Genomic DNA, 24,337 nt, shown 5'->3' on the forward strand with positions numbered 1-24,337 from the left:
TTTCTACGTCGCGCCCTGAGAGTCCTTCAGCAAAGCCATTTGCTCAAGTGCTTTCGACCGCGTGCCTCACGCATCGAAATCGTCCGCGCAAGCGGCCATCTCTTGACCCATCCCTCTGGAGGATCCCATGCGCCGGATCGGCAACATCACGGCGTTTTTCGGCGCCGCCGACGTGTTCAGCAACTGGCACCCGTGCAGCTTCACGTTCCACGAAGTCACCTTCAACTGTGTCGAACAATTCATGATGTACGCGAAGGCTATGCTGTTCGATGACCACGCGACAGCGGAAGCAATCCTGTCGTCGACATCGCCACGCGAGCAGAAGCGGCTTGGCCGTTCGGTACGCGGCTTCGACGAGGCCCGTTGGCTAGCGGCGCGCGAGAAGATCATGTTCGTAGGCTGTCGCGAGAAGTTTCGACAAAACGAGGCTCTCGCGAACGCGCTGCGCGCGACCGGGGCGTCGGTTCTGGTCGAGGCGAGCCCGTATGACCGCATCTGGGGCGTCGGGCTCGGCGAACAGGATCCCCGCATCGCTGATCCGTCCGCCTGGCAGGGGTTGAACCTGCTCGGCAAGGCGCTCATGCACGTGCGGGACGCGCTTTCTCGATCGTAACTTTCCTTTTTGCGCCGCATGCCGGCGCGGATCTATCTTTGGCTGCCTGCGGGTGGCCTTTTCTTTTTCTGGAGGCGTTGATGAAGATCGCGCATTTTTCTGACTTGCATTACGCGCCTGAACACCTCGACGAGGCGGACCGGTGCTTCTCGTATGCGGTAGGTGACGCGATAGCACGCGAGGCCGAGGTGGCGGTGATCAGCGGTGACTCGACCGACCATCGGCTCGATGCCCATGCGCCGGCGCTGAACTCACTCGCGACTCAGGTGCACCGACTTGCGCAAGCGATGCCGGTGCTGATGCTGCAGGGCACGTTCTCGCACGAGCCGCCCGGGACACTCGACAACTTCGCGCTGATGGGCGCTCGGTATCCGGTGGCCATTGCGGACCGCGTCTGTCAGGTTGCTCTCTACGATGGAAACTTCTGGTTCTCGCGTGGGCCGGTCTTCGACGAGGACGAAGTGCGACACCATCTGTACAGCGAGCCCGAAGCGATCTTTACGTGTCTTCCGACGATGAACAAAGCGGAGCTGGCGCTGCGCGTCGGGTCGCTGGCGGCATCGACTGATCTCGCGGATACCCTCGCGGGGTTCCTCGCTGCTGCCGGCCGGATCAATGCGGCATTCCGAGCGGCAGGCGTCCCGACGATCGGAGTGTCGCACGGCACGGTGAACGGTTGTCAGACGGAACACGGCGTCACGATGGCAGGATTCGATCACGAGTTCAGCCTGAGCGCGCTGTTTGGCGCGGAGTGCTCGGCGTTCATGCTGGGTCACATCCACAAGCACCAGACGTGGGAGCGCGAGGGGCGGATCGTGGGGTATCCGGGTTCGATCGGGCGTTTCCACTACGGCGAGCTCGGCGACAAGGGCTACCTTTCGTGGGAGGTTTCGGCGAACGACGCCCATGCGGCGCAGGTTCCGACGCCATCTCGTGAAATGGTCTCCGTTGCTTTTGACGGGCCGCCTGACACGAACGAGCTCGAAGCGCTCGCGGCGGCATCCGCCGGGAAGTTCGTGCGTATCCGCTGGCAGATCGACGAAGAGCATAAGCAGCTGGTCGACCGCAAGGCGATCGAAGCAATGTTCTCGACGGCCGCCGGCGTGAAGCTCGAGCCGCGCGTGCTTCCTGTCATGCGTAGCAGGGCAGAGGGGATCAGCACGGCGCCGACGGTCGAAGCGAAGCTGTCCCGATGGTGCGAGCTGGCCGACGTCGATGCTATGCCGCTGGTTGACCGGCTGCAGCTGCTCGAGACCGGGGAGCCGGACGCGATCGCGCAAGCAATCCTGGCGCGTTTAGCCAGTGCTGACGAGCCCGCTGGTGGTCAGACCGTCACGCCGATCGTCGAGTCGGCGTTGCCGCTGGCCACAATGGCGACTATCGCGCCGGCTGCTGACGAACAATCCTGGCTCATCGACGATTTGTTTGCGGCGTAGTTTGGCCCACGGACGGTTTGCATTCCGTCATTTTCGAACACTAGCCATGTTCCGATAGCCCGCGTGGCTATCGAAACGAGGTTCACCCCGCGCCCATTGGCGCATCGAACGCAGCATCGCTGCATCCAGTTTCTCTCTTCCCTGACGGGGCGTGTTCCCCGTCAGGGGCGCACTCCGTCTTCATTCCGGAGTGTGCTCATGTTTGGTCTCTATCCTGCTGGCGTCCGTTGGGCGCAAACATATACTGCGTCCACCGACGCCAAGTCGCTGCAGAAGCTCCTCGTCGACCATGGCGGGTGCACGGCAGCTCTCTTTCATCAACCGTTCGGTGCTCAGCGCGGCGCTGTCATCGCGCAGCGCGATGGCCTGTTCGTCCTGACCCATGTGATCGAAGCCGACCTGGCTGAAATCGTGGTCACGCCGGGCGTCGAGCTGCAGAACCTGCTCTGGTCGTTCGACTCGGGCTATTCGGGTCAGTGGTCGGGGCGCGAGCTGCAGATCCTCACGGGTTGTCCCGATTGGGACGCGGTGCTCAAGCAGACGTCGGACGCGTTCCGTCGCCTCTGCGGGACGGTGCAGGCTGCTGTCGGTGGCACGTTGGGCAAGCCGGCTTCCCGGCCCGAGCCGACGCTGACGATCGACGACGATGACGTGCCGTTCCTGCCTGACGACTATCTGCAGCCCATTACGCTCGCGGAGATCCAGTCATGCGACCACTGAAACTGTTGCTTGAAGGGTTCCATGGCGTGCGGGACGGGATGAAACGCGACAGCGTCGAACTCGACCTGGAGTCACTGCCCAATGGATTGATCGCGTTGACGGGGCCGAACGGCGCCGGCAAGACGACGATCATGGACAACCTCCATCCATACCGGATCATGCCGTCGCGCGCGTCGAAGCTCTCGGTCGATGCGTTCTCGTACTGGGATCACATCTGCGGGGTGCAGGCGCGCAAGGAGTTTGAATGGGAGCACGATGGCTTGCGCTATCGGTCGACCTTCGCGTTCCGCAAGCCCGGCAAGACCGGCAAGGCGGACTACTTCCTGTTCTATCGCTCGACCGATGGCGAGTGGCGGCCGGTATCGCTGCCGGATGGCACCGTGTCGGATGGCAAGGGCGAAACCTACGATCGATGTGTTGACGCGATCTGCGGTTCGCTCGAGTCGTTCTTCACGAGCGTGTTTTCGGCGCAGAACCGCCGGCCGCTCGCGTCGTACGGAGCGAGCGAGATCAAGGCGTTGCTCGCTGAACTGCTGAAGATCGATCACCTCCGTGCGTTGTCGACGAAGGCTGCAGAGGTCGCGAAGGTGCTGGCCCGGCAACTTGGTGTTGTGCAGCAAGACCTCACGGCATTTTCTGGAAAGCGTGAGCGAGTCGATCAGACGCGCAAGGCGATCGCGATGGACGTTTCGGAGATGGCTGCCGCGCGCGAGCGGCGCACGGCTGTCCAGGCTGAGATCGCGACGCTGACGCAGCAGCACGCCGTGCTGGTTGCCAAGCAAGGCGAGAACGCAGCTGCGGCGGCGCGACTCGGGGAATTGGGGGCGCGTCGCAACGAGCTGCGGTCTTCGCTTGAGGCCATGGAGCGTGACGGGCAGGCGGAGCAGCAACGGTTCTTGCAGCGCGCGACGACGATTCGTAACACGATCGCCGGCCACGCGGCCGTTGTTCGGCAGCGTGAGTCCATTCTTGGCGCCGCAGCGGATCGCGACGATGCACAGCTTCGGCTCGGCAAGGCTGAAGCACTGTTCGAACCTTTGCAGCGCGCGATCGACGAGCTTGACGCGAAGCGACTGCGGGCAGCAACGGTCGGATCGACGCTCACCAGCCTGCAATCGGAGGGCACGACCAAGGCCGACTTGATCAAGACCCTGACCGAGCAATCGGCGGTCATCGGCTCGGTGCCGTGTGCGGGGATGGATATTCACGTGACATGCCCGTTGCTCGCGCAAGCGAGGAGCGCGGCACAGCAGGTGGACGTCCAGACCATCTCTTTGAACGACCTTCGGACCCGGTACCGCAGCCATAAGGCGGAACTGGATCAACTGGCGCCGGCTGTTGAGGCGTTGTCTGCGAAGCGCGCCGAACTGCAGCGCGTCAATTCGGAAATCGCGGCGGCCCGGCAGGCGCTGCAACGTGCAACCGAACTTGCCGCACGAAAGCCGCTGCTCGATGCAGCTGAAACCGGGATGCAACAGAGCCAGGCGGAACTTGCGTCGCTCGAAGTTGAGCGAGGCGAGGCGTCGAAGCGTCGAGAGACCGAGACGGTGCGGATAAACGGCTTGTTGCGGGAGGTCGAGGCGGAGGTGTCGCGTCTGGCCTCTGTCGATGTCGCGCAAGCGATTGCGGATGTCGATCGCCAGTTGGCCGCTCGACGCGAGACCTGCACGGGGCTGGATGCCAGGATCGAAGCATTGATCCGGAGTCAGGCTACGGGAGAAACGACGCTGGTAACGCTCGAGCGCGAGCTTGAGGGCTTTTCAGCGACGCGGGCACTCGCAGAGCGCATCTCGGACGAGATCGCGAAGTGGAAGCTGTTGGCGAAAGGGCTGGGCAATGACGGCGTGATCGCGCTGACGATCGACGACGCGGGCCCGGCACTGACGCAGACGGTGAACGACCTGCTGCTTGCGTGCTACGGCACGCGGTTCACGGTCGAGATCCAGACGCAGCGCACGTTGGCCAATGGTGACACGCGCGAGGGATTTGAAATCCTCGTGCACGACGCCGAAAGCGACAGCAGCAAAGCGGTTGGCGTGATGTCTGGTGGTCAGAAGGTGTGGATCAACGAATGCCTGACACGGGGCGTCGCCCTGTACATCGCTGGTAACGCGGGACAACCGTACGAGACGCTGTTTAGCGACGAGTCGGATGGTCCGCTTGATCCCGATCGCAAGGTGCAGTTCATGCGTATGAAGCGCGAGGTGCTGCGTCAGGGTGGGTATGCGCGGGAGTTTTTCATCTCGCAAACGCCCGACCTGATTGCGGAGGCCGATGCTGTCATCGACGTGGCGGCACTTGCGAGGTAGTGCAGCACACATTTTTTAACCCTGGTGGGGAACGTTCCCCACAGGGGCGTTCCTCGCCTTTTTCCTTTTCGAGGAACGCAATGAACCTGAAGTCCAATACTGCTGCTCTGCATCGAAGTCTGACGGCATCGGTTCGCCCGAAGCCCATCCGCATGGGTACGGAACACGTCTACGAGCTGAATGGCTCACGGTTGCGCGACGTGTTGGTTGATGGGCGCTGGGTGACGGTGGCCGCTACGGCCGTCGCGGCGTCCTGAATCGTCGACGGAGGAACGCTCGATGAACGGGATGACGAACCTGGTGATGCTGTTGATCGCGATGCACGGCGGTTCGGAGCCGCATGCGCCGGCCCTGCGCTACGCGGTGGCTTCGCACGCCGCGGATAGGCGGCCGGCTAATAAAACGGACGCGGTCATCTGCAAAGATGGCCAAGTCCACACTTTTCTCGCAGGGCACCCCAAGCCCTGCATCTAACCCTTGTCCGGCGGCCCCGCTCTCCCACGAGAGTGGGGCCATTTTTTTGAGGAACCTATATGCCACTCCTGAATGTTGATCTTGTTCAGCTCGCGTCGAGTGTCGTGCCTGAAAGCGCGCGAGGTCCGTTCGACGAGATGTCGGTTCGGGCGCGTCTGGCGACGCTCGCGATCGTTGCCGATCAAGCTGGGAACACGTCAGTGCGCGATGTTGCACTGAATGCACTGACGGTGATCGACGCCCCGGCCTATGTCGGCCTTTCGGCGGTCCGGATCGCGCTCGAATCCAGTTGCGCGCTACTGCGTGTTCCAGCCGATCGATTCGGCTTTCTCGTTGCGGTTGTCAGTTCCGCTGTTCCGCAGAAGGAGGGGTACGCGGAGTTCGCCAAGTGGCCGCGAAAGGAAAGCGAACGGTGGCTCTTGACAGTCACCGCGCGTGATGTTGCGAAGGCATTGGCGAACCGCTAATGCGTCCCTCTCATCGTTTCGATGGCGCATCTCAATGCCCCGCTTGCGAATGGAGCGGGGCTTTTCATATTCGTTTGGAGATACCTATGAAGAAGCAAATCGGTTGGGCTGTACTGGTGGCGTGGCAGTGCTGTTTCGTCGCGATTGCGCTGGTCGGCCGCGCGCAGGCGGAGATCCCGCCTCGGGTTGAAATAGCGTTCTCGCCGGATGGCGGCGCCGAAGCGCTGGTGCTGCGGACGATTGGCGAAGCTCGCCAGTCCATCCGTGTGCTGGCTTACTCGTTCACCGCTCCGGCAGTGACGCGTGCGCTCATCACCGCAAAGCGCCGCGGCGTTGACGTCGCGGTGAGCGTCGACGCGCGCAGCAACCTCGAAGAGGATCGAAGCGGCCGAGCACGGGCGGCGCTCGGTGCTCTCGCTTACGCCGGGATCCCCGTTCGTGTTGTGAGCGCCTTTCCGGCGCAGCACTCGAAGTATGTCGTTGTCGACGGCATGACCGTCGAGACCGGAAGCTACAACTATTCGCAGCAAGCGGCCCGGTACAACGCGGAGAACGTCGTAGTGTTGCGGGGTGACACTCGTGTTGCCGATGCGTACCTGAAGAACTGGGAAGCGGTGTCCGCGCGCGGCGAGTTGTATCGCGCGCCCTGATTGTTATCTTCCTCTCAACCCACGCGGGACAGATCCCGCGTGGGGCTGTTCCTGCGCTACTGGAGCAGCACATGTTTTCGGATATTCTGGTGAAGATGGAGTCCGCGATCGACTCGCTCGTCGCGCTGATTCGGAAGGGGTACACGGTCTCCAACGCGCTGAGCGGCGGCAAGGACTCGACTTGCACCGCGATCCTCATGCTCGAGGCGGTGCGACGCGCCGGAGCAGAGGTGTCGCGCGAGCACTTCGTGACGAGTGCGGATACGACAATTGAAAACCCGAGTATGCACTGGCACCTTCAGGCCATGCTGGATGAGATCCGCGACGCCTATGCGGACGCTGGCACGTCGGTATCGGTGCACGTGGCGAAGCCATCTTTGGCGTCGCAGTTTGTCGTCGCAACGATCGGGCGCGGAACGCTTCCCCGCACCCCGGAAAACGGGGTGAAGAACGGGAAGCGGATTCGTGCGTGCGCGGCTGACTGGAAGGTCGATCCGCAAAACCGGTTGCGCGTCGCGCTCGAGCGCTCGGCAGCCGCCAGCGGCAGTGGCGAAGTTGTCACCATACTCGGCAACAGGTTCGACGAAAGCGGCAGTCGTGCAGCGGCCATGACGGCGCGCAGCGAGAATGCGTTGAGACCCGTCCGAAACGCGGACGGGCTGCTCACGTTCTCCCCGATCGCTGAATGGTCCACCGACTGCGTTTGGGCGATGCTCTCGCTCTTCGCGGCCGATGCCGATCGGCCCTTTCCGTCGCCGATTTCCGCTGCGTCGATTCGACGCTTGTCGGATCTCTATCGGGCGGGAAACGAGGGAACATGCGGCGTGATTCTCGGGGAGGGCGGCGCGCGAGCCGCGTGCGGGTCCAGATTCGGGTGCGCGTTCTGTTGCGTGTCGGGCGAGCGAGATCGCTCGATGGAGTCGATGGTGAAGGAGCCGGAGCACCAGCATCTGGAAGGGCTAAATCGCTTCAGGAACTATCTGGTCGCGGTGCAGTGGGATCTTGGTCGACGAGAACTGGTCGGCCGAAAGCTGAGCGACGCTGGGTACCTGGCGGTCAAGCCCGACGTCCTCTCCTATCGGGAGCGGCTCCGATTGCTGCAGTACCTGCTGACCCTCGACGTGCTTGAGGTCGAGCGCGCGGAGCGGCATGAGGGGGCCTTGGCGACGGGCGAAATACCTGATACTCCGGAGAACCGGGCGCTCTGCGATGTGCAGTTCGAGATGATCACGCCGGCGCAGCTGGTGGCGATCGATTTTTATCTCTCCATGCACCACTACGCGCCTCACGCGTTTCCAGCGCTTTCGGTCTGGTTTGACGTGCATCGCCTCGGCCGACGCTACCATGTTCCGGTGCTCGCCCCGTTGCCGAAGACTGACATCCCACATCACGGATGGTTCTACGTCGGTGCGTACGATGCCGAGGCGCCTGCAGACGGGCTTCGCGACTACACCGCAGAGCAGTGGAATCGCTATCTGCATCCGGATCGGCCCAGCCGCTACGCGCGCACGAAGGGAGGAGAGCAGATCGTCTATTTCGAAGAGGGAGACCAATTCGAGGTGGACAATGAGGCAGCCTGCGCGTTCGTGACCTGCAGCTTCGACGCAGGCTGGTCCGTGAAAGCCCAGCAACACGCTGGGATGGAGTCGGCCCGATTCTGGCTGAACGAAGGCATTTTGCGGCTGCCGGCGGGGATGGCGGGGCGTTATCAGGAGATGGCGAAGCGCGGCCAGTACTTCGCCCGTCTCGCCGAGCGATTTAACCTTACGCCGGCGGAGCTGGATCGATTTCTGGTCGACCGCGCGATCTCGAACGCGGAGCACCTTACGATGCTGAATCTGGCGCCTGTCGACCTGTTTTCTCAGGCTGCCTGAGGTCAAGCGCTGTTGCAAAAAGCCCGGCACTCACGTGTCGGGCTTTTTTTTCGCGCGGCACACAAACGTATCAGACGATTGCCGCCCCGTAGGGGAAGATTGCTACGCCGCCTCAGAGCGGTTCAGCAGCGCCGCAAGGTCGGTATCCGGCGGCGTCGGCGTGGTGTGCGCCGTCTGAATCCGGGCGCGGCCGATCACAAGGTTCCGTGAATCGATCGAGATGCGCTCGATATGGCGGCCGCGTGCGGCGCGCTCGGGGGTCTGTTGGTACGGATGGCCACGTTGAATGTAGTCTTCCAGATCGGGCTCGGGGAAGACGACGTGGTGCACGTCACCCTCCGTCAATGCGACGCAGAGCATCGAGAACGGGACCCCGGTCAACTCGCGGTCTGCGATTCGATTCAGGATCGCGTCACGCGTTTGGTGATCGGCGGCCAGGTTGCCCGGTCGGCCGCCGTGATGATTGATCTGGAGGATGACTTGCGTCTGGTTGTCCGGCGATTTGATGAACCTGTATCGACATGAAGCAATTTCGCCGTTCGCGAAGTAAATGAGGTCGGTGTAGCGCGTTACGTAGTCCATACGAATACTCCGATAGCAAAGACGCCAGCGAAAGTGCTGGCTTCTTCAGGCTATCGAGGCGGTTCAGAAGTCAAGCTGCGGTGTGAGCTTGCGGTGAAGGCGAGAGGGTTGCGCGAATCCTGACCACCGTCCGCTGGCTGGTGAGGCCCAGCGCTCGCATGACGTCGTCGTTGCTCTTGCCGGCAAGCAGCAAGCGCCTTGCGAACGTGTTGCGCAGGGTGCGCGGACTCATATCGGGGAGCCGAATGTCGATCGCGAGGAGTTCGTCTCGAACGATGCGGCCGAGCATCTCGTCGGTCATCGGCCCGCCTGCACGGGGGGACGGGAACAGCAGTGGGCTGTCGGCGGCCGCAGACAGGCTTCGCCATCGCGTGAGCGCCGGTACCGCGAACTCGACTACGTCGACCCGGCGTGATTCGCGCGGGCCGCGCTTCGGGATTTGAAGGTGCGGCCGCGCCGGCGACAGGTCGAGGTCGTCGGCGGTCGCCTGCCGGATTTCCTGCGCGGTGATGCCGGTCGAGAGCAATAAGCCAACGATGGCGCGGTTCCGCAACGCGCGATCGTCGAGTCCATCAATGGCTCGGATCGACGCCTGCAGTCGACGGTCATCGGCCTCGAGCAGGTACACCGGGACGGGTTCGTCCTCTGGCCACATCTGGGTCAGTGTGTAGACGGCCGCTGGATTGGTCTTGCGCACGCCGACGTCGACCAGGTGTCGGCCAAGCCTGTCGAGAAGCTTCTCGTAGCGCAGGCGCGTCGTGGTGCCGGGTTTGCACCGGCGATCGAGATCAGCGAAGAATGATTCGAGGTGGTCGGGTCCGAAGGTGGCCAGCGACCGTTGCGCGGCGGCGAGGTGGCGCATGAAGCGTTCAAACATCGCTTCGTGCTGGACGATCGACCTCGGCGAGAACGCACGCCGATCAGCGCCGGCGGCTTCCGTGCGCTGCCACTGTCGATAGGCCTCGGTCGGCGCCGACAGCCAGAAAGTCGGTTCGTCCATTTGATCTTATATACTGAATATTGGGTACCCCAAGCATAACGCGAATCTACGATTCGCGTCCTTCGCTTGCAGAAGGGTGGGGCATCCCCCCATCCATTTTTCAGCGTGGGCATCGATACGCAGCTCGTTGAGCCCACGGATTGCGTCGCTCACGCAGCTTCCTCACTGCGCTCGAACGTGGCGGCGCCCATCAGAAGCTCGCGGACGCACTGATAGACGATCGGCAGCGATGGATCGGACTGCCCCCAGTCGATGAGACCGCTGAAATCGACGCCCGGCAGCGTCGCCGGCCCGATGCGCGGCAGCGCGTCGATGATCGCTGGATCGTTGCGGCTCTGAAATGCCAAATCAGAAAACGCCTGCTCTTCGATCTCGAGCAATAGCGGCCAGCTCAAGGCGTGAGCAAGGCCGGCGCTGATATAGCGAGCTGCGAGCGACGTCGCAATGCGTCGCAGATCTTGCGTTGCGGACTCGAGCGCATACCCGTACCGAATCGGATCGAGCTCGGCATCGTGGCAATCAACAGTCGGGGCGAGGTTCATAGTAATCGGCGAGACAAGGGACCTGCGGCCAGCCACTCGGTAGATCGCGAGTGGCTGCTGCGCCTGGCACACTGTAAATGTATCCAGTGTTCTGCGGGAGTTCAAGACTGGGGGGCGCTTTGCTGGATTTCGAAGGGCGTGCGGTCCTTGCCGTCAATCCATGCCGGGGGGCGGCCCCGACCGCTCCAGGTCGCGCCGGTGTCGGGATGGCGATACTTCGCATCGACGCGGCCGCGCTTGCGGGTTGCGCGCGCCCCGTAGACCTCCCGGGCGCTGAGATCGAATTCGTTCACGAGCCGGCGCACCTCTTTCAAAGCTGTCTCCCGAGCAGCCCCTTTTGCGGCGTCGATTTCCGCCTCGAGTGCGGCGCGCTTTGCGAGAAGTTCGTGGTATGTCGACATGCTTTCTCCATTCGTGGTTGAGAAATTGGTATCGACTACCTTACCGGCTTCAAACGAAAGTCAAGTCCGCGTCGACAGAGCACAACACGCTCCCTCGTAAAAATCGCAGGTGGTTTGTGAGCCAGCTGATGTCGTTTGACCGCGTTATGCCTCGTTGCGACCGGCTATTCCCTCCCGATCGGGAGGTATTCATCGATCGGATTTAAGTTTTCAAGAAACGATTTTTAACATTTCTATTCGGTCCTAGCGCACACATGTAGTCGATGCGCCCGTCGCCCCCCTCGGAGCCAAAGCGCTGTCAGGCATGGCTCTGCGGTCTCTCGGCCGGGAACGGGGGTCTTTTTGATTAAATCAATCTCAAAACATTTATTTATTTTTATATTGGTCACAGTAAGCCATCGTCGATATTTTGATATTCGAATCAGCATGAAGGCAGTTTGTAATAATGATCCCGGCAGCAAGAAGGGGCATGACAATTGTTGACCATCTTTCGGTTTCTGCTGTGCGAACATCCGCTGAAAATTCCGAGTGAGACCAACCATGCGCCGACTGATGCGCGAAATAGAAGCTCGGCACGTTCAACGGGGAACGGCCAAACAGAAAATCATCTTCGGTCAAGCTTCGCTGGAAAGCGAAGAGCATGCGCTTTGGGTCAAGGCGACCGCATGGGTCATGTCGGTCGTGATGTACCTCAGCCCCGCGGTACTTCTGATCGATCAGACTGCGCATGCTGCGCCGATCATCGATCCGCGCGCGCCGATTCCGTTTCAGCCGACGGTGACCGCGACTAGCTCAGGTGTCCCTGCTATCAATATCCCCGCGCCGAACTCCAATGGGGTGAGTCTCGGACAGTATCAGTCGTTCAACGTGGGATCCGAAGGCCTCGTGCTGAATAACAGCACGATTTCGGGTACGCCTCTGCTGGGCGGTACGCTTGGCGCGAACCCGAATCTGAACGGCCGACCTGCGTCGTTGATCATCAACCAGGTCACGTCGAACAATATCGCGGTACTGAACGGACCACTGGAGACCTTCGGTGCTGCGGCGCCGATCGTGATCGCGGCTCCGGGCGGGGTATCGGCAAACGGACTGTCGCTCACGAACATCCCGAATCTCACGCTGACCACAGGCACGCCGCAGTTCATCACGGGCGTCGGTGGTGCTCCAACCGATTTCGCGCACGCCGGTGCGGTCGCGTACGACGTTCGATCCGGCAACATCTCGATCAACGGGCCGGCAGGCGTAAACGGTCCGGGAGCCGGGATCGAAGGGACTGTCGGGAATATTGACCTCATCGGGCAAACAGTCACGCTGGCGGCGCCGATCCGTGCGGATCAGCGCATCAACGTCGTGACGGGCAACCAGCTCGTCACGCCGACCACGACGGGCAATACCGGCACTGCATACGGTACCGCAGCCAACGGTCTGCCGAACAATGTCACGGCGATCCAAACCGCAAACGGCTTGGCGATCGATGCGAATCAGTTCGGATCGGTCACCGCTGGCCAGGTCTACATCGTCCAGACAGCAGCGGGCCTCGGCGCCAACATGCAAGGCCCGTTGACCGCGACAGCGGGGAATGTCGTCGTCAATTCGAACGGCGACGTCACGGTCGGTCAAACGTTTGCCAGCCAGAACGTGAATTTGACGAGCGCAGGCGCGACGACGATCACCGGAACCGGGCTCGCTAACCAGAATTACACGGTCAACGCCAACGGCGACGTCAACGCGACCGGCTCTGTTTCAGCTGGGCAGAACGTGTCGATGAATGCCAGCGGCAATTTGAACGCTGCGTCAGTCGCTGCAAACGGTTCAGCGAACCTCACTGCCGGGCAATCGATGTCGATCGGCTCGCTGTCCGCGCACGACGTCGCATTACAGGCGTCGAATGGCGACCTGACCGTCGGAGGGTTGAGCGCGCCCGGCGCGATCTCGGCCAAGGCCGGACGCGATCTGACGGTGAACGGTGCCGTTCAAGGTGGTAGCACGGTCGCGCTGATGGGCGGACGCAATGCGAGCGTGAACGGCGCCGTGTCTGGTGTCGACAAGACGTCGATTGCGGCGACTACGGGCACCGCACAAATTGCGGGCAGCGCGATCAGCAACGCGGCACTCTCGGTGACGGCTGGACAGGACGCGCTCGTAGGCGGCAATGTCTCAGCGCAGGGCCCGTTGACCGTCACCGCGAGCGCTGGCAACGCGACAATCTCCGGTACCGCGGTGACGCCAGGCACGCTGACGGTTCAGTCCGGCGGCACCACGACGCTTGGTGGGCAAACGCAGGCCGCGACCGCAAACGTGTCCGGCGGAAATGTGGCCGTCAACGGCGCGCTGACGACGACCAACGACGCGACGCTTGCGGCGAGGAACGGAAACCTGACCGGGACTGGCGCGATCGGAACGACGACGGGTAACGTTGCGCTGTCGGCGAGTCAGAGCATCGCGTATAGCGGTGCGGTGCAAAGCGGTGGTGCGGTCACAGCGACGGCAGGGCAGGATGCGACGCTGGCGAACGTATCGGCGCCGGGCGCGATCGCGATCACGGCCGGTCGCGACGCGACGGAAACGGGCAGTTTGACCGGTGGCAGCACGGTTTCGATGACGGCCGGCCGCGGCGCCAGCGTGAGCGGCACGATCGCATCGGTGAGCGACACGACGATCACGGCGCAAGTCGGCTCAGCGACAGTAAGCGGTAGCGCTCAGTCCAATGGTGCCCTGACCGTCAGTGCCGGCCAGAACGCGTCGATTGGCGGCACCGCGCAGGCAAAGGGCCCGGTATCTATTACCGCGCTGGCTGGTTCGCTGACGGGGCAAGGCAACGTCACGTCGTCGCAAGGTGCTGTCAATCTGGCCGCTGGGCAAGCGATTGCGCTGAACGGCGCCGTGCAGAGTGGCAGCACGATCAGTGCGGTGACGGGTACCGACGCGAGCTTCGGCGGCACCTTAGCGGCGCCGGGCGCCGTTACGATTCAGGCAGGGCAGGATACGACGCTGGCCGGGAACGTGACGAGCGGCGGGAACCTGAGCGTGACGTCAGGCGGTAATACCAGCATCAAGGGGACGGCCGCATCCGTTGGCGATATGACGCTCGTGGCGAACGGCGGCACCTTGAGCACGTCAGGGAACGTAGTCTCGACGGGCGCGCTGAATGCGAGCGGCCTGCAGGGCGTGAATGTGGGCGGTACGGTCTATAGCGGCGGCAACGCGCAGATTGGATCGACTGCAGGCAGCGTCGCGGTGGCCGGTACGGTATCGACCCCCGGCACGTTGAACATCAACGCGGGACAGGATGCCTCGGTTGCCGGGACCGTGCAAAGCGGCCAGAACACGACGATTGCGGCCGCACGTGACGCCAACCTGAACGGTGGTCTCGAGGTCGGCAATTCCGGCAATGCAAGTGTGACAGCTGGGCGCGACATCAACGGCACTGGCGCAATCGGCGTCGCGAACGACACGACACTGAAGGCCGGAAGCAATATCGGCATCAGCGGCACTGTCCAGACCGGCAACAATCTGACGGCGACGGCGGGTAACAACCTGTCGGTCGGCGCGACCACGGCTGTGGGTAGCAGCACGCTGACGGCGACGAACGGCGCCGCGGCGTTGACCGGCGATGCGCTGTCGGGCGGGGCGACGACGATCACGGCCGGCACTGATGTTAAAACCCAAGGCAGCGTTAAGAGTCTCGGCGATCTCTCGGTCAATGCGAAATCGGGCAACCTGACGGCGGCCGGCACTGTCTCGACTGCGGGTAATGCATCGCTGAACGCCGGCCAGAACCTGACGCTCGCCAGCCAGACCACGGTCTCCAAGAACGCGACGTTCGCAGCGACGAACATCACGACGCAGGGTGTATCGGCGGGCGGGAATCTGACGGCTACCGCGAGCAACGCGCTCGATACGTCAGCAGGGCAACTCAATGCGCAGTTCGACGCGAATGCGCCGGCGCTGTCCGTGGGCGGCAACGCGACGCTTTCGGGTGCGAACGTGACTACCGCGAACGCGGTGGTCGGTGGCGCGACGCAGATCACCGGTACGCAAAGCCTGACGACGGGTGGCACGGCCGCGTTCAAGGGCGACGCGACGTTGGCGGGCGGTACGGTCAATAACGTCGGTACGCAAATGGCGGCCGGCAACCTGAATGTGTCGGGTACGACCGTCACGAATTCGGGTGCACTGTCCTCACTGCAGACCGCGACAATCAATGCCGCGGACCTCGTGAACAGTGGCTCCGTCTATGGGCCCACCACGAACGTCACGGCGAGCGGCAGCGTCACCAACTCGGGTAGCCTTCTGGCGACGAACGCGCTGAACGTCACGACGGCGAATCTCAGCAACCAAAAGGGTGTGTTGTACGCCGGTGATGTTGCGAATCCGACCGCTGCAACGGGCAAGACGACCGTGACGGTGACAGGGGGCAACGGCTCGTTCAACAACTCAGGCGGCACGATTTATGGGCAGAACAACGCGACGTTGAATTTGCCGAACCAGACGTTGGATCCGTCCGCAGCGACCTTCGGTACGGTCGACAGTCGTAATGGCGTCAACCTGTCGGCGCAATCGGTCAATAATTCGGGAACATGGACGCTACCGAGTTCGAACGTCACGGTGTCCACCGCGCAGGGCTTCAACAACACCGGCACGATCAATCAAGGCATCGGTGCACTGACGGTGAATGGTGCTGTAGGAAATACTGGCACGATCAATGGCAACGACCTGACGATCAATGGCTCGCTCGCCAATCAGACCAGTGGCACGGTTGCGGCGCTCGATGCGCTGACGCTCAACGGTGCGGGTACGAATAGCGGTACCGTTCACGCAGACAATACGCTGACGATTGCGGGGACGAGCTACGACAATTCGAACGGGGTGACCAGTGCAGGCAATAGCAAGAGCCCGACCGGTAGTGGCAACGCAACGATCAACCTGAGTGGCGACCTCGGGAACGCTGGCGGCACGCTGACGGCGACGAACGATCTGAAGATCACGGCAAACAACGTCAACAATTCCGCGGCGGCAACGGTCACAACCACCACGACCACGAAGACCGTCGACAATCCTGGGTTGCTGATGGCCACGCCGATCGGCTCGGAATTGGTCTATGCGATCTATAACGTCGGCAAGGACGGTGGGACGCTGACCCTTGGGCAGGCAAACTTGCCGGCGACGCTCGGCGGGCTCCTGTCGGTCGGCGGTGAGCAGCCGACAAATTCAACCGTCTGGTCGATTTCCAGCGCGCGGCTGATCTATCAAGGCTGGGGCGACGCCTCGCCACCGGTTGCGTCCTCGGGAACAGTCCAGTTTGCACTGGTGCCCACGAGTAATGCACCCAAAGGTGCTATGTGGGTTGTCGTGCCGCCTTCTACGCCGGTTTCTGGTGCAACGACGGTTCAATCCCTCACCCTGCCGACCGTTACCGAGACCACCACCACGACCGGCGCGACCGTGACGTCGTCTGTCATCGCGGCCGGGCACGACCTTAACCTGACGGCCAACACGCTCAATAACCAGAGCGGTGTTGTAAGCGCAGGGCACGACGCCAACGTGAACGTGCAGCAGCTCCAGAACGGAGGCTCGAGCTTCACGTCGTCGGTCACCGACACGGTCGATGGCGCATCGCTGAATGCGTTCCTGACGTCACTGCAGGCGTTGCAGAAGTCCGGATCGATCGGCGTGGCCGGCACGGCGAACCCGAGTGGCACGTATCAGTGCGAGGGAGGATATTGCCTGGTCGGTACGCCAACGCCGCCGGCAACCTATACGATCAGCGCGCCGGGGACGGTGCCGCTGGAGACAACGAGCAGGACCGCCACGACACAAGGTGCCGTCGGGCAGATTCTTGCAGGGAACAATCTGAATCTGTCGGGCGGCAATCTGACCAATACCGGCACGCTTGCGGCTGGCAATGATGTCACGATTCAGGCGGCAAGCTTCACGAATCAAGGATCGAATGTCGGGTCGAAGGCCGTGACGGCCGGGTGTGCGTCGGGGGTGTCGAATGCCGGCTGCTCGAATCTGAGAACGACCAACCCGAACTCGGAGGCGTACAGCTACCAGCAGACCAACAGCAACGTGACGGCCGGTCATGACATCGTCATTGCCGCCAACCAGGTCAGCAACACCTACGGCAATCTGGTTGCGAAGAACGACGTCGTCATCGGCGGTGCTGGCACGACTGCGGCGAACACGACGCAGGCTGCCAGTGTGACGAACACGTCGGCCGCAATCGAGGCAGGTCATAACGTGCAAATCAACGCGGCAAGTGTGACGAACACGATTGCCGCGCCGGTGGCGGTCCATCAGAACTATGGTTCGGCGTCGCCCTATAGCGGGTGTGGCCAGAACTGCGAAGCGTATGTCGAGGTGCAGTCGGCTACGCCGTCCACGATTACGGCGAACAACAACCTGTCGATCGCAGCGGGGATGTTCAGCAACACCGGCAGTCTCATCACGGCACTGAATACCGCGACGATCAACGCAACTCAAAGCGCATCGAGCGACAACCAGTACCTGCACGCGTACTGGACCGGTAATCCGGTTGGTACCCGAACGTGGGGCTGCCTGGGCATGGCGTCGACTTGCCAGAATCTGTATGGCGGGGCGTTCAATGCTGGCGATGCGCAAGCAGTATCGGGCCTGCCGTCGAACGTCGGATTGCCCGATTTCGTGCCGGGCACGATTCAGGCGGGTAATCTGAGCGTCCATTCGCCGACGCTGAACAATACCGGCAACGTGATCGGCCAAACGGTCACCCTGACGGGCTCGACGCTCGTCAACGGGATTACGAACCCGAACGTCTTTACGCCGCCGCCGGTCGTCTCGGGACAGGTAATTTCGCTGGCTCCGCCAACGCTGCCCAGTTCGATCGCGGATTCGGTGAACAAGGCCGGGTTGGTCACGGATCAGAGCGGCCGGCCGACGTCGGTCACCGGGATGACCGGTCTGCCTGCCAATACGCCGATCGGCTCGCAGACGGTCGGCCAGCCGGTCGCGCCGGTGGTTACCGTGACGACCCGTCCGGTAGGCGCGTCGCCGGGCTCGGCGTCTGCGCCTATCGCGGGTACGCCGCAAAGCGTCACCGTCAAGACGATCGCGGGTGCGACGACCACGGTCAGCTACCTGACCAGCAATCCCGCCGCTCAGGTGGTCGATTCGCTCTCGTCGGCCGCGCTGATCGCGAATTTGCCCGCGAACCTGCAACCGGGGAGCGTGCCTTTCTACTATGACCCGTACACCGAAAACCAGCTGATCCAGCAGGCAGCGTTGCAGGCGATTGGCAAGAGCAGCTTCTACAGCACGACGAGTGCGACGGACAGTACGAGCCAGGCGTCGATCAACAATCAGGACAAGGCAGCGTTGTACGGCGCGGCGCTCGAGTATGCGGAGAAGAACAACGTCGCGCTCGGCACGAAGCTGAGTGAAGCCCAGCTCGCCCAGATCAACTCGCCGATGCTTTGGTATGTCGAGCAATCCGTGCCGGAGCCGGGATGCAGCACGACCGGCGGCGCGGCCTGTCCGACAGTGCAGGCGCTGATGCCGGAGGTGCTGCTGCCGAAGAACTTCGCGGAAGTGAACGCTGACGGCGAAATCACGGGCACGAATGTCACGCTCAATTTCGCGAACAGCATTCTGAATACCGGCACGGTCACGGCGCAGAACCTGACGGTCAATACCGGTTCGCTGACTAACCAACAGCGTTCGACGGATATCGGCACGATTTATCAGAAGGGGCCGGAAGGCGTGGCGTTGCAGACCACGGGCACCGTGGCGCAGCAAGGCGGTTTCATGTCGGCCGCCAATTACGATTTGCAGGTGCAAAGCCTGAACCAGATCGGCGGAGCACTCCAGAAAGTCGGTGCGGACGGCGCAGTCGATACGGCTGGCACGCAGGCGATGCTGGCGAATCTGAAGAGTCAACTCGGCGGTAACTTCACGCAACAGACCGTCACCGACCATCTCGATACCCAAGCGCTCGACAGCGACTCGTGGTTCGACCAGATCTTCATGACTGGAGTGATCGTCGGGCTCTCGATTATGGGGGGCATGGCGGCGTCGGGGGCGATTGGGGCTTCGGCGACGGCAACCGTCGGTACTGGGACGACATTTGCAGCAGCCGTGCCAGCGACTACGACGACGATAGCGGTTGGCACGACCGAGGTGACTGTGACGACGGCGGCGGCGGTTGGCGCAGGCACGGCGAACGTGGCGCTGTCGGCCGCGTTTGCCGGCATGATGAACAGCACGATGAGCCAGTTGAACAGTGGAGGCTCATTCAGCGTAGGGAAGGTGTTCGAGACTGGCGGTGTGGCGGCGCTAACGGCTGGCCTGACGAATGGCATTACGTTCGATAACGGTAGCTTGGGCTGGTCGTGGAATGCCTCGCAGAACAGTCTCGCGGCGCTTTCCGGAGTGCAAGCGGTGGGCAATACGCTTGTGCCGCAGGCTGGCGCAGCAACCGGTTCCCTGTCGACCGCGTTCACGGCGCTTGCTGCGGAGTCGGTGCTTCAAGCAACCATACAGACGGCAATCCAGGGCGGCAGCTTCCTGACGAACCTGCGCAACAGCGCAGCGACGAATGCTGCGGCGTCCATTGCCTACACAATCGGCAACCTGAATCAGGACGGCACGCTGACAGGTGCGGCGTACGTGGCGGCACACGCTGCGCTCGGCTGCGCTGCGGGCGCCGCAACGGGTCAAGGGTGCGGCGGAGGTGCGATTGGCGGGGCGGTGTCGGCGATGACGGCGAACAGCATCGCCACGGCGGTAACAGGCGGGCAGGGCGTCACCGATCAGGGGCAGCTTGCGGCGATCGTAACGGCAACGTCCTTGCTCGGTGGCGCAGTGGCGGGCTTGCTGGGTCAGAACGCGCTGGCTGCGATGACAGCGGCGCAGAACGAGACGCTGAACAATACATGCGCGCCGGGCCACAACTGCGGCACGCTGACGAGCGCAATTAAAGATACGGGGCGCGCGGCGTGGAATACGGCAGTCGGAACGGTTGAGGCGATTCCGAACTTCGTGAATGGGGCGCTGCCGGGCTATCCGGACTATGTTCCGTTCCTGAACGGCGCGATGCTGCCTTATGACGATCCGGATTTCGGGGGCCTGGTGTCGTTGGTGGGAACGGTTGGGGCTGCGTCGCTGCTTGGAGGTTCGAGCGGAAGCCGGGCAACTGCAGGTGATACGGTGCCGGCGGCTGGTAGTATCAGAAATGTCAATCCAACCGGCGGCGACATGAACTGCGTCAACTGTGCAATAGCGACCGATGCTACGTTGCGCGGTAATCCAGCCAGTGCGCTTCCCGGTAGTCCAACGAGCATCGCTGTTCTTCAGCAGCAGTTCGGAAGTAGGTTTGCGCCGGCGACGACGAGCAGCATCGAGCAGTCGTTGCTTCAACAAGGCAATGGTGCGACTGGGATTGTGTACGGCTTTCCGCCTGCCGGATCAGATGTGGGGCACGTATTCAATGTTGTCAATCAGAATGGCACTATTAGATATCTCGATGGGCAAACGGGTACTGTTGCAAATCCAGCAGCCTTTCCGAAGTTGCTTTTCATGCCCGTGAAACCAATTGGTGCGAAATGACTGTAATTACTTTGACAGCCGCCATTGATATTGCTGAAAACTATCTAAACGAGTCGGTTCGCACTTCCTACAATTCGCCTGAAGATGATCGATGGGTCGTGTCGACGGATAAAATTGTGGACTGTGGTGAATGCTGGCTCTTCCACTATCAATCGGCATTGTACTTGAGCACTGGCGACCCGGCTTATCTGCTTGCTGGAAATCTTCCTCTTAGGGTTTCGAAGGCGGGAGCAGTGTTGGGATTTGGCGAACACGATTCAGCGTGATCCAAAAGGATCGTAAGGATGATCAAATGAGAATTGACAGTATGGGGTTTGGAAAGCGAATACAGTAACGCTATCGCATGCGACGTTGAGCGGCGCAGTGCTCTTTAAGTGACTTCGAGGTGTGGGCTGAAAACCCGCGTCTGGGGCAAAAACTGGAATGACGAACCGAACCTAGGCGGCGGCCGCTGGCGAAGCCGCGCCGCGTCTAGGGTTGCGGGCTGTTGCGAATGCGGGCCGCGTCGGGTGCCGGATACGGTGCGATTGGCGGGGCGACCAGTGCGGTGCTGTCGCCGCTGGTGTCGCAATTGACCCGACCCAGGGCGCGCCCGATCGGGGACAATCAAAGAAGTGACTGGACGCTATGTTGATATTTATAAGTAACACGATCGGTACTGATTGGCGAATATGTAGAGTTAGTGAAATTTCTTCTGCGAAAAACATTGGGTGATAATTTTATATGGAAATAATAATTAGGGCGTCCTCAATTTGTTGTGTGCTTTTGCTGAGTGCATGTGCGTCTAATTCTCCAATTGATTTCGACGCACAGAGGATGTCTTCGATCAAGACGATCGCGGTCAACGTGCCGAAGCCGACTACGTATTTCGCGGTCACGTCCGGTGGGCCAATAATCGTTCCGATTCCTGGCGTAGGACTGCTGGCTGCCGCTGTAGGTGGGGCGATAGCTGGGGGAACGGCGGCAGCATCGACTCGAACCAACAAGGACTTTGACAGCGTTGTCAAAAGTGAACTTGGTGATACGGGACTGAACCGAAAGTACATTAACGCACTAGAGGCCGAACTGCGGGTACTAGGTTATCAAGTGAAGGAGATTGAACTCGGGCAGGCTGGCACGCCAGCGATCGCAGGCGACTGGCTGAATCCCGTTTTGAAAGGTGATGCCTACACCGGTGCGGATGCAATCATGATTGCACCTGTCATTACAGGATATGGTGCGACCGGATTGGGTTGGCCATATGTCCGGTCGGTGAGTAGTCGAATTCGAATTTTCTCGGCGAGTACACTTGAGCCGATCTTCTCTCAGAATATTTTCCTGCCAGCTCCTGCGTATATAAGCCCAAAATCCAGCAAAGGCGGCAGCAAAAATGCAGATGTGAATTCCGGCCAGGATGCGAAGGAATCGATCCCGTATACCTATCCTTTGTACACTGATCTTCTGCGAGACCTGCCTCACGCAATTCAGGGGATTGACGAAGCACTCATGGGCTTTGTGCCACAGTTTCGCACTGCATTGCAGGCTGGGAAAAGTGTGTCTTCATCAACCGGCGTCAGTCAAAAATAAACAGTCGCGGGAGCGATATGATGAAAAACAACGACATCGAGCGAATCGGACGCGTTCATCGTCTATTAGCATTTCTCGTGATGTCGGGTCCGGTTCTGCAGAATGCTGCGTACGCCGTGACCATCGTTCCTGACGGCAGTACCGCAACGTCCGTTTCGGTGGGGGTAAACGGCCACCAGACTGTCAACATCGCGCCCGCCATCGGCGGCGTCTCGAACAATACCTACTCGTCGTTCAACGTCTCGAAGGCCGGTGCCGACCTTAACAACGTCGGCATCAATGCACGCACGATCGTCAACCAGGTCACCAGCACAAACCCGTCGCTGATCCAGGGCAACATCAACGTCCTCGGCCCGCGCGCGAACGTCATCTTGGCGAATCCGAACGGCGTGACGGTAGATGGCGGGAACTTCACGAACACCGGCCACGTCGTGCTGTCGACGGGACAGGTGAGCTTCGCCGATGTGGCACTCGCGCCCGGCACGGTGCAGCGCAACGTTGTGCTGAATACCGATCGCGGAACCATCACGATCGGGGCAGGCGGGCTGACGGGCGACCTGATCGGTCTCGATCTTGTCGCCAAGCAACTGGCTCTGAACGGGCCGGTGACGAACACCTACGACAACAAGACCGGTGTGCCGAGTTTCATTCGCGGTACCGTTGGCAGCAGTACCACGAGCTGGAACGGGGGCATGTCGCCAACCGATAACGGTCACGACTGGCGGATCGGTGCATCGTTTCCCGGCGCGACGAGCAAAGCGCTCGCGGTCGACATCACGGCCGCCGGCGGCCTGACGGCCGGACGTGTGGAACTGATCATCACTGATCAGGGCGCCGGCGTGCGCAGCCTCGGCAAGCTGTACGCGAATGCGGGCGATGCCGTGGTCACTTCGACTGGTGACGTCACGATCGCCGACAACCAGTTCTTCGGCGCACATGACGCATCGATCTCGACGACCGGCGCGGTTACGCTACAGGGAGCGCAACTGAATGCCGGAAACAACGCGACGGTTCATGCGGGCTCGATCTCGCTTTCGGACGATGCGGCCGGACCGTCGACGCTGAGTGCGAACAATACCGTCAACCTGACAAGCAGCGGCGCCATTACGAACATAGGAAGTGTGATCCAGGCCGGTACGACGGCGAATGGCACGCCTGCAGGCGGTATCCTGACGCTGAGCGCGACCGGCGATATTCTCAACGGATCCAGCGCCGCCAATCAGGGCATCATTTTCTCAGCCAACGGCACGACGTCGCTGACCGCGGGCGGCAACATCATCAACGATAACGCACGCATCGCATCGAACGGCGGCATGAGCCTGACGGCGGCCGGCGACGTGCAGAACGTCATCGACCACTCGGGCGGTACGAATGGGGGCCAGCCAGCGGCGTACACGGATCGAGGCGGCAGCTTCCTGTTCTTCACACATTCGACGACCGGGGTCAACGTCGACTACGGAACCGTCAATCGTCCTGACCAGATTGCCTACCTCGCGACAACCAGTGGACCGTTGACGATCACCGGACGAAACGTGACGAATTCGGGCGGTGTTATTCAAGCGACTGCCGGTGATGTCACCATCACGGCGCAGAACGCATTTACGAATGCGGCGGTGTTCTCGGGGAAGGCGAACTATTCGCGCAGCTGCTGGATCTTCTGTCACGCTAACGCGTCGAGCAACGTCACGCCCTACGGCGGCACGATTCAGGCGAGTGGCGGTTCGCAATCCAGCGTGGGCGGCAACATCTCGATCAAGAGCGGCGCCGTCGCGCGCAACGTCGGCGGCAATGTCTTCGCAACGGGCGACATCATGGTCGACGCGCCCGTCACCTATGCGCAGGGCGTGACCGGCTACTCGGCGATCAATCAGGATCGTGGCTTCAAGGCGTTCTTCGGCAGCACGTGGGCGCAGCTGATCGCGATGGATATCGGTGGCGGCTTTGCCGCGAACGGACAGGTCTTTCTGACCGGAGACGGTGTGATCGACGGCGGCTCGTTCAGCGGCGGAAAGGGCGTGACGGCTGCCGGCGGTATTACTACCGTGCGTGCGCCGTCGCGAACGCCGGTTTCCATCGATCAGCATTTGGGCCTAACGACGTGGTGGTGGCGTTAAGCGA

At 61.6% G+C, this 24,337-nt stretch carries 17 protein-coding genes; 13 read left to right on the top strand and 4 right to left on the bottom strand.

The features are described 5' to 3' along the window. Positions 1-127: 127 nt before the first annotated feature. From AC0KUR_RS34925 to AC0KUR_RS34965, 9 genes are all read left to right on the top strand, one after another. Positions 128-613, top strand: coding sequence for an NADAR family protein (locus AC0KUR_RS34925; RefSeq protein WP_473377164.1), 486 nt, complete (start codon positions 128-130; stop codon positions 611-613). 80 nt (positions 614-693) lie between these two features. Next, positions 694-2,049, top strand: coding sequence for a metallophosphoesterase family protein (locus tag AC0KUR_RS34930; RefSeq protein WP_473377165.1), 1,356 nt, complete (start codon positions 694-696; stop codon positions 2,047-2,049). Positions 2,050-2,247: 198 nt separating this feature from the next. Next, positions 2,248-2,769, top strand: a complete 522-nt coding sequence (locus AC0KUR_RS34935; RefSeq protein WP_473377166.1) for a hypothetical protein — start codon at positions 2,248-2,250, stop codon at positions 2,767-2,769. After that, a complete protein-coding gene (locus AC0KUR_RS34940) occupies positions 2,757-5,078 on the top strand; it encodes an SMC family ATPase (protein WP_473377167.1) in 2,322 nt (773 codons plus the stop codon). The genes AC0KUR_RS34935 and AC0KUR_RS34940 overlap by 13 nt, the downstream gene beginning before the upstream one ends. An 80-nt stretch (positions 5,079-5,158) precedes the next feature. After that, positions 5,159-5,335, top strand: coding sequence for a hypothetical protein (locus AC0KUR_RS34945; protein WP_473377168.1), 177 nt, complete (start codon positions 5,159-5,161; stop codon positions 5,333-5,335). 22 nt (positions 5,336-5,357) lie between these two features. After that, positions 5,358-5,552: a hypothetical protein gene (locus tag AC0KUR_RS34950; RefSeq protein WP_473377169.1), complete on the top strand. Its 195-nt coding sequence runs from the start codon at positions 5,358-5,360 to the stop codon at positions 5,550-5,552. A gap of 59 nt (positions 5,553-5,611) precedes the next feature. Then, positions 5,612-6,019, top strand: coding sequence for a hypothetical protein (locus AC0KUR_RS34955; RefSeq protein WP_473377170.1), 408 nt, complete (start codon positions 5,612-5,614; stop codon positions 6,017-6,019). 86 nt (positions 6,020-6,105) lie between these two features. Beyond that, complete coding sequence (locus AC0KUR_RS34960; protein ID WP_473377171.1) at positions 6,106-6,669, top strand: phospholipase D family nuclease; 564 nt, start codon at positions 6,106-6,108, stop codon at positions 6,667-6,669. A 71-nt stretch (positions 6,670-6,740) separates the two neighbouring features. Next, positions 6,741-8,543: a phosphoadenosine phosphosulfate reductase domain-containing protein gene (locus AC0KUR_RS34965; RefSeq protein ID WP_473377172.1), complete on the top strand. Its 1,803-nt coding sequence runs from the start codon at positions 6,741-6,743 to the stop codon at positions 8,541-8,543. 102 nt (positions 8,544-8,645) lie between these two features. On the opposite strand, the gene AC0KUR_RS34970 is transcribed toward AC0KUR_RS34965, so the two are convergent. From AC0KUR_RS34970 to AC0KUR_RS34985, 4 genes are all read right to left on the bottom strand, one after another. Further along, positions 8,646-9,125 (bottom strand): hypothetical protein, encoded by a 480-nt coding sequence (locus tag AC0KUR_RS34970; protein ID WP_473377173.1) that lies wholly within the window; start codon positions 9,123-9,125, stop codon positions 8,646-8,648. Between the two features lie 70 nt (positions 9,126-9,195). Continuing rightward, positions 9,196-10,125 (bottom strand): tyrosine-type recombinase/integrase, encoded by a 930-nt coding sequence (locus tag AC0KUR_RS34975; protein WP_473377174.1) that lies wholly within the window; start codon positions 10,123-10,125, stop codon positions 9,196-9,198. Between the two features lie 149 nt (positions 10,126-10,274). Continuing rightward, the gene (locus tag AC0KUR_RS34980) at positions 10,275-10,667 is read right to left on the bottom strand and encodes a DUF2471 family protein (RefSeq protein WP_175907871.1); all 393 of its coding nucleotides are present in this window, start codon (positions 10,665-10,667) and stop codon (positions 10,275-10,277) included. A 101-nt stretch (positions 10,668-10,768) separates the two neighbouring features. Further along, entirely contained in the window at positions 10,769-11,068 is a 300-nt protein-coding gene (locus AC0KUR_RS34985) for an H-NS histone family protein (protein ID WP_059447309.1), read from the bottom strand. Positions 11,069-11,608: 540 nt separating this feature from the next. On the opposite strand from AC0KUR_RS34985, the gene AC0KUR_RS34990 reads away from it, so the two are divergent. From AC0KUR_RS34990 to AC0KUR_RS35005, 4 genes are all read left to right on the top strand, one after another. Then, positions 11,609-20,653, top strand: a complete 9,045-nt coding sequence (locus tag AC0KUR_RS34990) for a two-partner secretion domain-containing protein (protein ID WP_473377175.1) — start codon at positions 11,609-11,611, stop codon at positions 20,651-20,653. Continuing rightward, a complete protein-coding gene (locus AC0KUR_RS34995) occupies positions 20,650-20,919 on the top strand; it encodes a YrhB domain-containing protein (protein WP_226158691.1) in 270 nt (89 codons plus the stop codon). Before AC0KUR_RS34990 ends, AC0KUR_RS34995 begins: the two co-directional genes overlap by 4 nt. A gap of 550 nt (positions 20,920-21,469) precedes the next feature. Next, on the top strand, positions 21,470-22,219 hold the full coding sequence (locus AC0KUR_RS35000; RefSeq protein WP_473377176.1) for a hypothetical protein: 750 nt from the start codon (positions 21,470-21,472) through the stop codon (positions 22,217-22,219). 80 nt (positions 22,220-22,299) lie between these two features. Next, on the top strand, positions 22,300-24,333 hold the full coding sequence (locus AC0KUR_RS35005; RefSeq protein WP_473377193.1) for a two-partner secretion domain-containing protein: 2,034 nt from the start codon (positions 22,300-22,302) through the stop codon (positions 24,331-24,333). The last annotated feature ends 4 nt before the right edge of the window (positions 24,334-24,337 follow it).

The organism is Burkholderia sp. YHN3-13, from assembly GCF_055810675.1.